Here is a 12,362-nt window from a genome sequence, read left to right on the forward strand (position 1 = left end):
CCGCGCGACACGCCGTACGAGTTTCTACGCAAATCTACGGCCTCAGCTATATCGCCTCATAGAGTCCGAGAGCGTGGACCCCGTGCGCAATCCCTACGCTCCCGGCGCCGGGCAGCGCCCTCCGGAGCTGGCCGGCCGCGACCGCGAGCTCCGGCAGTTCGAGGTGGTCCTCGAACGCGTCGCGCGCGGCCGTCCCGAGCGCAGCATGGTCATCACGGGGCTGCGCGGCGTCGGCAAGACCGTGCTGCTGAACGCGTTCCGTTCGATGGCCATCCAGAAGCTGTGGGGCACCGGCAAGATCGAGGCGCGGCCCGACCAGTCGATCCGGCGGCCGGTGGCCTCCGCCCTGCACATGGCGGTGCGGGAGCTGGCGCCGCGGCACCGCGCCCCCGACCGGATCGAGGAGTTCCTCGGCGTGCTCAAGGCGTTCGCCCAGGCGGGCGAGGAGCCGGGCACCGGGCGCGGCAAGGCCCGCGCGCACCGCTGGCAGCCGGGGATCGACGTGCCCGCCGCGCGCGGCCGGGCCGACTCCGGCGATCTGGAGATCGACCTCACCGAGCTGTTCGTGGACGCCGCCTCGGTCGCCACCGACGTCGGCGCCGGCATCGCGCTGTTCGTGGACGAGATGCAGGACATCCCGGCCGACGATGTCTCCGCGCTGTGCGCCGCCTGCCACGAGCTGTCCCAGGTCGGCGGCCCGCTGATCGTGGTCGGCGCGGGGCTGCCCCACCTGCCCGCGGTGCTGTCGGCGAGCAAGTCCTACTCCGAGCGGCTGTTCCGGTACGCCCGCATCGACCGGCTCGACCGCGAGTCGGCCGACTTCGCGCTGATGGCCCCCGCCGAGCGCGAGCACGTGACCTTCACCCCCGAGGCCCTCGACGCGCTGTACGGCGCGGCCGACGGCTACCCCTACTTCGTCCAGGCGTACGCCAAGGTCGTCTGGGACGTGGCCCCCGACACCCCGATCACGGCCGACGACATCAAGGTCGCGGCGCCGGAGGCGGAGAGCGAGCTGGCGGTCGGCTTCTTCGGCAGCCGCTACGACCGCGCCACCCCGGCCGAGCGCGACTACATGCGGGCGATGGCGATGCTGGGCGACGACCCCGTCCTCACCTCCGCCGTCGCCGAAGAACTCGGCCGCAAGCCCTCCAGCCTGTCACCCGCACGCGACGGCCTCATCAAGAAAGGCCTGATCTACAGCGCCGAGCGCGGTCTTGTCGCGTTCACCGTCCCGCACTTCGGCAAGTTCCTGCGCTCCCAGCCCGCCTGAACCCGGCAAGCACTCTCGACCGTCCTCTACCCCTGTCTAGGGGACGGCGTAGAGACCCCTAGAAAACCGCATCGACCGGCGACGTCAGCACTCTCTACGGCTTTCTAGCCCTGACGCTAGATAGCCGCATAGTCGCCGAGCCTTCGCATCTCGCGCTCTCTAAGCCGCTCTAGGCGGATCGCTAGAGGGGGCTAGAGAGTCGTATCGAAGCCGAGGAACAAAAGTCGGTTACTCACCGCATTCGGGGTATAACGCGGGGTGTTTGCGTCATTGAGGGCGCACTGTCCAAGTCAGGGGGAGACATGAACAATCGCGAAGGTCGCCGGAGCAAGCCCCGCAACGAGGGCCAGCAGTCGTCCGCGCAGCGGAACCGCGACGAGATGGCCGCGTCGCGGCGGGGCTCCGGCGCCGCCCGCCACCCCTCCGCCCAGGAGGCGCGTCAGAAGATGCCCGCCGGCGCCCAGAACGAGCATTCGGCGGACCGCGACGACCAGAGCATGGCGGCCCAGGAGGACCAAGGCATGTTCTCGTCCCGCCGCGCCGACGAGCGCGGCCGCGAGCAGGACGAGCGCATGATGCGGCCGGAAGAGGGCAACTGGTAATACCCAAAGACGCCCACCGGTGAGACCATCATCATCGGTGGCCCCTTCACCAGTGGTTCGAGGCCGCGTCCGTACCCATCCAGCGGACGCGGCCTCGCCTGTTTCCGGGACCCCTCTCAGGTGCTCCGTACCACGATGGCGCGGCTCCCACCAGCAGGAAGACCATGGACCGGAAGCCGCCTCTCGTCACGGCCGCACTGGTGCCCGCCGTCCCGTCCTGACACTGCTCACGTCCTGCGGCGGCGACGAGGGCACCGGCACCGCCGCCTCCCCGTCGTCCGCCTCGCCCTCCGCCAAGCCGCTCTCCCCGTCCACGGCGGCGGACGGCAGGAAGCTGTCGGCCTGCAAGGACGGCGACTGTGAGGTCTATGGTCAAGGCGGGTGACGTGCTGCGCTTCGGCCCCAAGGTCAAGGCCGAGCCCCGGATCCAGGCCCTCACCGTCCTCGCCGTCGGCGCCGAGGGGTGACCTTCGCCCTCGACTCGGGCATGACCACCACCGCCAACGGCGGCATCGAGATCAACAACGCCCTCAGCATCGACACCAGTCCCCCGGAGGGCAACCGCATCGCCGTCCGAATCACCCGCCTCCGCTAACCCGCACCCCCCGGCCACGAGCCCCGCCTGCACGAAAGGCACGCGGGTCCCACGATCACCCTCGCCCTGGGCCAACGCGCTGATCGGTGGACGGCGCCAAGCCGCACGCCCGGTGTCCTCGGGTTCCGGTGACCTTGGAGAACAGGGGGTTGTCGGTTGCGTCGAGGCTTCTGGGGTGAGGGTTTTCTAAGAGGTTCTAGCAATGACCCAAGAGACGGCTAGAGAGGCGAAGAGTCAGCTGGAGGCGGTGCACACCTCTGCGGGGCCCACCTCCGCTCGGACGGGTTCGTGGTCGAGCGTCGAATCGGGTTCGGGTTCGGCGGGGGGCGGGACGGGCGCGGCGCGTACGGTGCGGCGGCGTTCGGCGGTGGAGACGGCGAAGACGATCTCGGTGTCGTGGCCGTCCACGCGTGCCGGGAAGACCACGAACCGCCAGCAGCCCTCCCGCCACACGTCCACCGGGACGGCGCTGGTGACCGAGTTCTCCGCCTCCGTCCAGGCGGCGCTCCCGTACAGCGTCGCGTACGTCTCGGCCAGCGGGCTGCGGCGCCGCTCGCACGGCGTCGCGGGACGGCGCCGCCGCAGCCGGACGCGACGCCGGGCGATCGCCGCCAGTTCGGGCGAGAGCGCGGCGAACAGTGCCAGCTCGACCGCGAACACCAGCGCCACCTGCGCCGGGACCTCGCGCAGCACCTGGACGCCCGCGAGCGGCGCCCCGAGCGACAGGACGGCGGCCGCGGTCAGCAGCATCGCGCGCAGCACGCCGCGGCGGCGGACGCGTTCGGTGCTCAGCCCGCCGAAGCAGCCGCAGCCCGCGTCCGGCCGGTGCACCCGCAGTTCCCCCACCGCCCAGGTGGCGGCGGCGAACGCCACGGTCGTGGCCACCCGCACCGACATGTGGGAGGTGACGAGCAGGGCGAGGGCGAGCGTGCCCTCGGTCAGCCCGAGACCGACGTTGATCACGCGGCTCTGCCCCAGCCCGGTCGCCCGGCGCAGCCGTTCCGGGAGCGGCACGCCGTGCACGTGCTCGGCGGCGGCGGACGCCGGCGGAAGGATGATCAACTTGGCCAGGCAGGCGGCCAGCAGGACGGTGGCCAGCAGCAGGACCTGGGTGTTCTGGATGTCGTCCAGCATCGTCAGACTCCCGCCGCCGCTCCGGGCGCGCCGTGCCGCAGGACGGTGTTGAAGCAGCCCGCGTCCAGGTCGCCGCCGAGGCCGACGAACGCCGCGGGGGTGAGTTCGACCAGGCGCCCGCGCGGGGAGGTGCCGCATTCGACGCACCGGTCGCAGTAGCCCGCCGCGACGCAGCCGCACTCGATCACCGGCAGCGTCGCGGTCAGGTCCGCGCACTCGTTCCGGACGACCAGTTCACTGCCAAGGGAGAGGTAGGGCAGCGCCGCGCACCCGGGCGGCGGGGCGTCGGGGCAACCGCCGCCCTGTCCTTCGGGGTCGAGCGCCGGGTAGGCGGCCCCGGCCGCGCCCCCGCTGAGACGGAAATCCGGACCCGCCGCCCGCGCGTCGGGCCGCGCCTCCGGGACACCGGCCTCGGGGCGGCGGCGCGTGGGACGGGCCGGGCCGCGCCTGCGGGTGGACGAGGCGTGCCGGGGCCCGCATCGTCCCCGTCCTGACTCCGCGCGGGTCGGGACGACGGCGCCGTCGATGTGCGGAAGCGCCTCGGCGCCCGGGCTCGTCCGGCCGAGCGGTGCACCGTCGCCGTCCGGACGGGCCGTGTCCGGCTCCGCCCGCGGCGCGGGGACCTCGTAGGTGGCGCCGCCGAACCAGGTCGCCGTCCCCTGGAGCACCTGGGGCACCGACACGTCCGGCTCGGGCGCGGCGAGGTCGGCCGCGCGGTGGCCCGGCTGGGACGTCCCGGGCCGGACCGCCTGCGGCCCCGCCGGGGAGCGCACGCAGATGACGTCGATCAGGAAGCCCGGTTCGAGCCTGGGGTGCCGGACGAGGACCCGGCCCAGGGCGTGCGGGGGGATCACCACATGGGTGCGCCCGCGATGCGGACCCATGTCCACCTCCACGGCGTCCCTGCCGCGCGCCAGGATCGTGCCGGTCACCCGGCCGATGTCCACCCAGATCCGGTCGGCGCCGAGACCGTCCGGGGTGGAGCGGACGATCACCTCCCGTCCCGGCAGCAGCGCGGCGAGGCCCCCGCGCCCGCCATGCCAGACCGAGGTGGCGGAGGTCATGGGCAGCCGCACCTCGCCGCCGGACCCGCGCAGCACCAGCAGGTGCGGGCTCGCGTCGAGGACGGTCCCTGCCAGGACGCGCGGGGGACGGCGCGGACCCGGGGCGGTACCGGGCGGCTCGGACCCTCCCAGGACGAGCTCCCGGTATCTGCGGCGCTCTCCGCCACGGCATCGGGGTGGAAGCGGCATGGCGACACTCCGGCGTCGATCTTGACTTCGGCGATCTTCAAACTCGTGTCCAGGGCTGTTAGGACAGCGTGTCAAGACTCACCCGCGGGGGCCGGACTGTCGACGGATTTGTCGCGATAAGTCATGCAGGGGTTGAGGTTCTTTTTACCCCGGTTGATTATTATCCCCTGGTTGACCCTAATATGTCTTTTCAGATGACCCGGAATTACGATCTTCGTGCCATCGTCGAGGGGTCGGGATCACGCTCCGATGCCTCACGATCAGCTCGTCGGTACGGGTCGACCGCAGGCTCCCAACCCCTGGCTCGGTGGTGACGTGAACAGCACGCGGCACGAGGAGTTCCGCGACTACGTCGCGGCCCGCGGGCCCGCGCTGCTGCGCGCCGCGCTGCAGCTCACCAGTGATCGCGCCGAGGCCGAGGACCTCCTGCAGGCCGCCCTCGCCAAGACCTACCTGGCCTGGGACCGCATCCAGGACCGCGCCTCGGTCGACGGTTACGTGCGCCGCGCCATGGTCAACACCCAGATCTCCTGGTGGCGCCGGCGCAAGCTGGACATCTACCCCACCGACGAACTGCCCGACCAGCCGGTAGATGATCATACCCGGCGGAGCGAATTGCACGACGCCCTCGGCCGCGCCCTGGATCGCCTGCCCGAGCGGCAGCGCATGGCGGTCATGCTCCGCTACTACGAGGACATGGCCGAGGCCGAAATCGCCGAGGTTCTCGGAGTCAGCATCGGCACCGTCAAGAGCACCGTTTCCCGCGCTATGGCCAAGCTCCGGGACGACGCCGGCCTCGAGGCCGACTTCCCCAAGATCCCGTCCCCGGAACCCGGCGTCCCACCCCAGAACCGCGACACCCCGCCCGAGAACCACGACACACCCCCGCCAAACCGCGACACGCCGTCCCAGGACCACGACGCGCCGCCCCAAAGCCGCCCCGCGCCCTCACAGAACCGCGACACGCCCCCGCAAAGCCACGACGCGCCGCCCGAGAGCCAGGACGCAGCCGCGCAGAACCGCGACACGCCGCCGCAAGACCGCGACGCGCCTCCCTAGAACCGCGACTCGTCCCCGCAGGCGCGGCCCGCCGCGCCAGGCCCAGGACGCGTCGTCCAGAGCCGGAACGCGCCCGCGCGGAACGGCGACACGCCCCCGCAAGACCGCGACACCCCGCCCCAGAACCGCGACTCGTCCCCGCAGGCGCGGCCCGCCGCGCCAGGCCCAGGACGCGTCGTCCAGAGCCGGAACGCGCCCGCGCAGAACGGCGACACGCCCCCGCAAGACCGCGACGCGCCGCCAGAGCCACGACTCGTTCCTGCAGAAGCGCGATCCGCCCGCCGTCCCAGGACCACGACGCGCCGCCCCGGAGCCACGACGGGCCTCCGCAACACCGCAACGCGCCCGCGCAGAAGCGCGACGCGCCCCAACAAGACCGCGACGCGCCGCCCCAGAGCCGCCTCGCTCCCGCAGAAGCGCGGTCCCTCGCGCCAGGGCCAGGACGCGTCGTCCCAGAGCCGCAACGCACCTCCGCAAAACCGCAACGCGTCTCCGCGAAACCGCGACACGCTGTCCCGGAGCTGGCTCGTTCCCGCCGAGCCAGCCAAACCGCGACGCGCCGCCCCAGAGCCGGGACGTGCCGCCCTGGAGCCATGACGCGTCTCCGCACAACCGCGATGCGGGCCCTTAGAAGCGCGGCGCGTCGGCCGCGAGGCGTCGGCGCGGCGGGTGCCGCGAAGCCGCTATCGCGGTGCGTGTCTGGAGGGGATACGGAGAAAACTGCGGGCGGGTGCTGACATCGGCCGATACTTCGGGCAAGAATCCGGGTTCTGGGATCCACCGAGCTGGAGGTGCGCCGTGTGGAGCACGATGCAGGACTTTCCGCTGACCATCACCTCGATCATGCGCTTCGGCACCGGCGTCTTCGGCGGGAGCGAGGTGATCACCTGGACCGGTGACGGGACCCGCCGGGAGACCTACGCGCGGCTCGGCGAGCGCGCCGCGCGGCTGGCCGGGGCGCTGCGCGGGCTGGGCGTGGACGGCGACCAGCGCGTGGCCACCTTCATGTGGAACAACGCCGAACATCTCGAGGCGTACCTGGCGATCCCCTCCATGGGTGCCGTGCTCCACACCCTGAACCTGCGGCTCTTCCCCGACCAGCTCGTCTACATCGCCAACCACGCCGAGGACCGGGTCGTCATCGTGGACGGCTCGCTGATCCCGCTGCTGGCGCCCGTGCTGCCGCAGCTGAAGACGATCCGGGACGTGATCGTGGTCGGCGAGGGCGACACCGGGCCGCTGGAGGGGGCGGGCAAGGTGCTGCACTCCTACGAGGAGCTGCTCGCCGCGGCGCCCGCCGAGTTCGACTGGCCGGAGATCGACGAGCGTGCGGCGGCCGCCATGTGCTACACCAGCGGCACCACGGGCAATCCCAAGGGCGTGGTGTACTCGCACCGCTCGGCGTACCTGCACTCGATGTCGATCGCGACGGGCAACGCGATGGGGATGAACGCGTCCGACCGGGTGCTTCCGGTGGTGCCGATGTTCCACGCCAACGCCTGGGGCCTGCCGTACGCGGCGATCATGGCGGGGGCGTCGCTGGTCATGCCGGACCGGTTCCTGCAGGCCGAGCCGCTGGTCCGGCTGATCGAGGCGGAGCGCCCCACCATCGCGGGGGCGGTGCCGACGATCTGGGCGGACGTGCTGCGGCACACCAGGGAGCACGGCGCCGACCTCAGCTCGCTGCGGCTGGTGCCGTGCGGCGGTTCGGCGGTGCCGGAGTCGCTGATGCGCGGGTTCGACGACCTCGGCGTGACGATCGTCCAGGCGTGGGGGATGACCGAGACCTCGCCGGTGGCCACGATGGCGCACCCGCCGGTCGGCTCCGGCGGCGAGGACGCCTGGCGGGCCCGGGTGTCGCAGGGCCGCGTCCTGGCCGGGCTGGAGATGCGGATCGTCGGCGACGGCGACGTGGTGCTGCCGCACGACGGCGTGTCGGTCGGCGAGGTGGAGATCCGCGGCCCGTGGATCACCGGCGCGTACCACCTGGACGAGGACCCGTCCCGGTTCAACGACGGCTGGCTGCGCACCGGCGATGTCGGCACGCTGTCCGCCGACGGCTACCTGATCCTCACCGACCGGGCCAAGGACGTGATCAAGTCCGGCGGGGAGTGGATCTCCTCGGTGGAGCTGGAGAACCACCTCATGGCGCATCCCGACGTGCTGGAGGCGGCGGTGGTCGGCGTCCCCGACGAGCGCTGGCAGGAGCGCCCGCTGGCGTCGGTGGTGGTACGGGACGGCGCCGTGCTGACCGCCGAGGAGCTGCGGGGGTTCCTCGGCGACCGGATCCCCAAGTGGCAGCTCCCCGAGCGCTGGTCGTTCATCGAATCCGTGCCCAAGACCTCGGTCGGCAAGTTCGACAAGAAGGTGCTGCGGCGGCGGTACGCGGACGGGGAGCTCACCGTGCGGCACTTCGGCTGACCCCGGCGGGACGGCGTTCGCGCGGCGTTACGGAACGGGTACACCCTGACATCCCCGCAGATACAAAGGGAACGGTCGGTGTCACCCCATGGCCACCTCATTGTCATTTCAAGGGATCAAGTGGTGCGGATGGGGCAGACGGGTGTATGCAGGGTGGGCCGAATACCCAGACGGCCCCGCGAGGGCGGGTCTCCCACATGCCGGTGCCGGGAGCGCGAATGCCCAGGTGGTCCTCCTTCGACACCGCGGCCGACCGACGGTTGGTCCACAGGCTGAACGAAGGCGACGATGGCGCGCTGGCCGCTCTCTACGACGGGTACGCTGAGCGCCTGTACGACTACGTTTTGTCCCTGTCCGGCGAATACAAGATCGCGGCGGACATCGTGCACGACACGTTCATCGACGCCTGCCGCCGCGCGCCGCGGATGCGCGACCACGTGCACCTGCGGTCCTGGCTGTACGGGGCGGCCCGCCGCCGGTGCGTCCTGCGGGGCCGGCCGCGGGCGCTGTTCTGGGAGCCCGATGTCGAGTTCGGTGAGCCGCCCGCGCTGATGGCCGCGGAGCCGGCCCGGGCCGGCGCGGGCGGGAACGCGAGGGGGCTGGGCCGCCGTCCGGGCGGCCCGCCGCTGCCCCGCCGCAGGCCGAAGGAGGACGGCGGGTCCGCGCGGACGGAGATTCCCGCGGCCGAGGAACCGGAGCTGCCGCCGTCCGCCGAGCTGCGCAGGCTCCTGGACGCGTCGCTGGGCCGCCTGGATCCGGGCGACCAGGAGGCGCTGCTGCTGGCCGTGCGGCACGGGCTGCTCCCCTCCGAGATCGGCATCGTGCTGGGCATCTCCTCGCGCCGCGCCGCCGCGCGCGTGGCACGCTCCCGGTCCGCGCTGGAGTCCGCGTACGAGACCGAGCTGATGCTGCTGACCGAACGCTGCGTCGCCGAACGGCGCACCCCGCCGGCCGTGGAGGTCGCGGACGCGGAGGCGGAGCTGCTCGCCCGTACCGAGTCCGTGCAGGGCCGCGCGGAGGACGAGCAGGCGAGCACCGTTGTCGGCGGAGCGGCCGCGAAGAAGCCGCCCGTCCCCGAGCCGGACGACACCGAGGGCGACGACGAAGACGGCCAAGCCGCGCAGGAGCGATCCGAACGGCGCCGCGGCCCGGCCTCGCGGCGGACCGCCGCGGGCGTCCTGCCCGGCCGCGCGCGCCGTTCCGCGCCGCCCTCGCGCCGTCCGCCCCAGCGTGGGAACGCGCCGTCCAGCGGCGGCCCCGGCGGGGCGAAGCGCGCGGCCGGGCGGCGCACTCAGCAGCCCCCGGGCGGCGCGGCGTTCGACGACCACGCGTGCGACGACTGCGACCGCCGCGCCGCCGTCTACCCGGCCGCGCTGCTCGCGCTGGCGCCCTCGCCCGTGCTGCCCGCCGCGCTGCGGCACCGGGTCGTCCACACCGCCACCGATCCCGAGCTGGCCGGCTACCGGGCCGACATCGCGGCCCGCGGCGGCGGGCTGACCCCGGCGGGACTGCCGAGCCAGCCGGACATGCCGTCGCCGTTCACCAAGCGGTGGCTGTTCGCGGGCGGCGGCATGGCCGGGGCTCTGGTGACGGCGGTGCTGGCCGCGCTGATGATGGGTCCGGGGCTGGGCAACCCGACGATCTACTGGCCGCCGTTCCACACCCGCCCGCAGCCGTCCATCACCGAGCAGTCGCCGGGGGCGCAGGGCCACGAACGCGACCAGCGGCGTCCCCCGCAGGCGCAGGCGCCGTCCGCGCCGGGTGCCCGGCCGCCGCTGAACCCGCAATCCAACGAGCGGGAGACACCGCGGCCGTCGCCGACGGTGCCGGCCCCGCCCGCGCCGCCCAGGCCGGGCACGCTCGCGGTCAGCCCGGCGAAGGTGGAGCTGTACGGCACCAAGACGGGGAGCGTGCGGGTGAGCGCGCTGCGCGGTCCGGTGGAGTGGAACGCGGTGTCGTCGTCCGAGCAGGTGAGCGTGTCGCAGCCGCGCGGCGACCTGGATCGGGACGGGACCGCCGATCTCACGATCACGCTGAGCACCGGGCTGATCAACCTGCCGGGCGAGGCGACGGTCACGTTCATCGACCCCACGACCGGCGACTCGCGCCAGGTCACGGTCGTCTGGGGCGCGTCCCTGCTCTGACCCCGCCCCGGGTGCTCAGCTCCGGGAGGCGTCCGCGGCCGCGGCCATGTGGTCGCGGATCTCCTCCAGCTGGGTGCCGAGGGCGGCCTGCACGCGGGTCTCCATGGCGCGGGCGATGAACGGGTCGACGACCATCTTCACCAGCGGCCGCATCCGCCGCACCATCGCCGCGATCTCCGCGACGTCGTCGCCGCCCGGCACGGACTCGTCGGTGTCGCGCTGGAAGACGTGCTCGCGCACCAGGTTGACGAACCGGCCGGCGATCACGTCGCAGTCGTCGCGGATCTGCTCGGCGATGTCGAGCACCGACTCCAGCGGGATCCCGGCGGCGACCAGTTCGGCGCCCACGTGCAGCAGCCGCGGGCTCGGCACCCGGTAGTGGTCGCCGCCGGCGGGCTCGACCAGGCCGAGCCGGACGGTGCGGTCGAGCATCCGGGCGATCTCGGCGGGGTCCAGGTCGGGCCCGAAGGCGGACCGCAGCTCCTCCAGCGTGGTGGTGCCGGGGATCTCGTCCGACCACGGATCGGTGAGCACCTTCTCCAGGCCCAGGACCTCGCCGACGTCCTTGCCGGTCTCCCAGGCCGACAGCAGGTCCTTGATGATCGCGAAGGTGTAGCCGCGGCCGAGCAGCTTGCCGATCAGGCGCAGCCGGGCCAGATGGGAGTCGTCGTAGATGCCGACCCGGCCCTCCAGGCGCGGTGGGGGCAGCAGCCCCCGGTCCTGGTAGGCCCGGATGTTGCGGACGGTGCCGCCCGCCGCCTGGGCCAACTCGTCGATTCGGTACTCGGCCATGCCCCGCCCGCCGGTCTCGGATTCCTTGACCGCCTTGATCTTACGCGCCACCATTGTGACATCGATCGATGACACATAGAGGTGGTCATGGCGGGTCCCCAGGAGGCCCAGGATATCGAGGAGAAGCTCCTCGGCGGTCCGACGCGTTACACCCGCGAGCAGGTCGAAGAGCGTTCCGGGATCCCCGAGGAGCAGGCCCGCGCCATCTGGCGGGCGCTCGGCTTCCCCGTCCCGCCCGACGACGAGGTCGCCTTCACCGAGGGCGACCTGCTCGCGCTCCGCGAGATCAAGGAACTGCTCGCGCACGACCTGGTGGACGAGGACATGGTGCTGCGGCTGTCCCGCGCGGTCGGGCAGACCATGGGACGGCTCGCCAGCTGGCTGGGCGACGTCTGGCTGCAGCGGTTCAGCGAACGGCTCCCGCCGGACGAGCCGGTCACCGAGGAGGCCGTCATCGCCGCCCTGGAGGCCACCGAGGAGTTGCGGCCCGCGTTCGAGCGGCTGCTGATGCACGGCTGGCGCCGCCAGCTGGCCGCCGCGGGCCTGCGCGCCGCCGGCGCCACCGCCACCGCGACCGCCGACCCGGCCGCGGGCGTCGCCCGGCTCGCGACCGGCTTCGCCGACATCGTGTCCTTCACCCGGATGAGCCGGCGGATGGAGGGCGGCGAGCTCGCCGAGTTCGTGGAACGCTTCGAGACCACCGTCACCGAGATCGTCGCCGAGCACGGCGGCCGGATCATCAAGACGCTCGGAGACGAGGTCCTGTTCGTCGCCGACGACCCCGCCGCGGCCGCCGAGATCGGTCTCGGCGTCGCCGGGCGCTGCGAGGACGACCCCGGCTTCCCGCGCGTCCGGGTCGGGATGGCCTACGGCGAGGTGGTCCTCCGCCTGGGGGACGTCTTCGGCACCCCGGTCAACATGGCCGCACGGCTCACCGCCACCGCGTACCCCGGCACGGTCCTGGCCGACGGCGACCTCGCCGCCGCGCTGCCGTCCGGCGCGTACGACATCTCCTCCCTGCGCCCCCGGCCCCTCCAGGGGCTGGGACGCGTCCGGCCGCGCCTCCTCCGCCGCCCCCGCACCACCTGAGCC

Annotated in this window: 10 protein-coding genes and 1 pseudogene; 7 read left to right on the forward strand and 4 right to left on the reverse strand. The window is 73.0% G+C overall.

Annotation, left to right across the window (positions count from 1 at the left end):
• Nucleotides 1-82: 82 nt before the first annotated feature.
• Both ACZ466_RS20620 and ACZ466_RS20625 read left to right on the forward strand, forming a co-directional pair.
• Nucleotides 83-1,270: an AAA family ATPase gene (locus ACZ466_RS20620; protein ID WP_464043904.1), complete on the forward strand. Its 1,188-nt coding sequence runs from the start codon at nucleotides 83-85 to the stop codon at nucleotides 1,268-1,270.
• A gap of 302 nt (nucleotides 1,271-1,572) precedes the next feature.
• A complete protein-coding gene (locus ACZ466_RS20625; protein ID WP_378286527.1) occupies nucleotides 1,573-1,872 on the forward strand; it encodes a hypothetical protein in 300 nt (99 codons plus the stop codon).
• A gap of 186 nt (nucleotides 1,873-2,058) precedes the next feature.
• On the opposite strand, the gene ACZ466_RS20630 is transcribed toward ACZ466_RS20625, so the two are convergent.
• Nucleotides 2,059-2,220 (reverse strand): hypothetical protein, encoded by a 162-nt coding sequence (locus ACZ466_RS20630; RefSeq protein WP_378286525.1) that lies wholly within the window; start codon nucleotides 2,218-2,220, stop codon nucleotides 2,059-2,061.
• A 115-nt stretch (nucleotides 2,221-2,335) separates the two neighbouring features.
• Here ACZ466_RS20630 and ACZ466_RS20635 point away from each other — a divergent pair, with 115 nt between their 5' ends.
• Nucleotides 2,336-2,467: a hypothetical protein gene (locus tag ACZ466_RS20635; RefSeq protein WP_378286523.1), complete on the forward strand. Its 132-nt coding sequence runs from the start codon at nucleotides 2,336-2,338 to the stop codon at nucleotides 2,465-2,467.
• A 234-nt stretch (nucleotides 2,468-2,701) separates the two neighbouring features.
• On the opposite strand, the gene ACZ466_RS20640 is transcribed toward ACZ466_RS20635, so the two are convergent.
• Together ACZ466_RS20640 and ACZ466_RS20645 are read right to left on the reverse strand one after the other, a co-directional pair.
• Nucleotides 2,702-3,601 carry a MauE/DoxX family redox-associated membrane protein gene (locus tag ACZ466_RS20640; RefSeq protein WP_378286522.1) on the reverse strand — a complete coding sequence of 300 codons (900 nt, stop codon included), beginning with the start codon at nucleotides 3,599-3,601 and terminating at the stop codon, nucleotides 2,702-2,704.
• Nucleotides 3,602-3,603: 2 nt separating this feature from the next.
• On the reverse strand, nucleotides 3,604-4,854 hold the full coding sequence (locus ACZ466_RS20645; RefSeq protein WP_378286521.1) for a hypothetical protein: 1,251 nt from the start codon (nucleotides 4,852-4,854) through the stop codon (nucleotides 3,604-3,606).
• 315 nt (nucleotides 4,855-5,169) lie between these two features.
• On the opposite strand from ACZ466_RS20645, the pseudogene ACZ466_RS20650 reads away from it, so the two are divergent.
• The 3 genes and pseudogenes from ACZ466_RS20650 to ACZ466_RS20660 all read left to right on the forward strand — a co-directional run.
• Nucleotides 5,170-5,652 (forward strand): annotated as a pseudogene (locus ACZ466_RS20650) (SigE family RNA polymerase sigma factor); the annotation flags it as partial.
• A gap of 1,071 nt (nucleotides 5,653-6,723) precedes the next feature.
• On the forward strand, nucleotides 6,724-8,334 hold the full coding sequence (locus ACZ466_RS20655; protein ID WP_378286520.1) for a long-chain fatty acid--CoA ligase: 1,611 nt from the start codon (nucleotides 6,724-6,726) through the stop codon (nucleotides 8,332-8,334).
• 218 nt (nucleotides 8,335-8,552) lie between these two features.
• Nucleotides 8,553-10,478 carry a sigma factor gene (locus ACZ466_RS20660; protein WP_378286519.1) on the forward strand — a complete coding sequence of 642 codons (1,926 nt, stop codon included), beginning with the start codon at nucleotides 8,553-8,555 and terminating at the stop codon, nucleotides 10,476-10,478.
• Nucleotides 10,479-10,493: 15 nt separating this feature from the next.
• On the opposite strand, the gene ACZ466_RS20665 is transcribed toward ACZ466_RS20660, so the two are convergent.
• Entirely contained in the window at nucleotides 10,494-11,324 is an 831-nt protein-coding gene (locus ACZ466_RS20665) for a MerR family transcriptional regulator (RefSeq protein WP_378286518.1), read from the reverse strand.
• Between the two features lie 33 nt (nucleotides 11,325-11,357).
• Between ACZ466_RS20665 and ACZ466_RS20670 the strand changes: the two genes are divergently transcribed.
• On the forward strand, nucleotides 11,358-12,359 hold the full coding sequence (locus ACZ466_RS20670) for an adenylate/guanylate cyclase domain-containing protein (RefSeq protein WP_378286517.1): 1,002 nt from the start codon (nucleotides 11,358-11,360) through the stop codon (nucleotides 12,357-12,359).
• Nucleotides 12,360-12,362: the final 3 nt, after the last annotated feature.

The organism is Actinomadura rugatobispora (genome assembly GCF_055379765.1).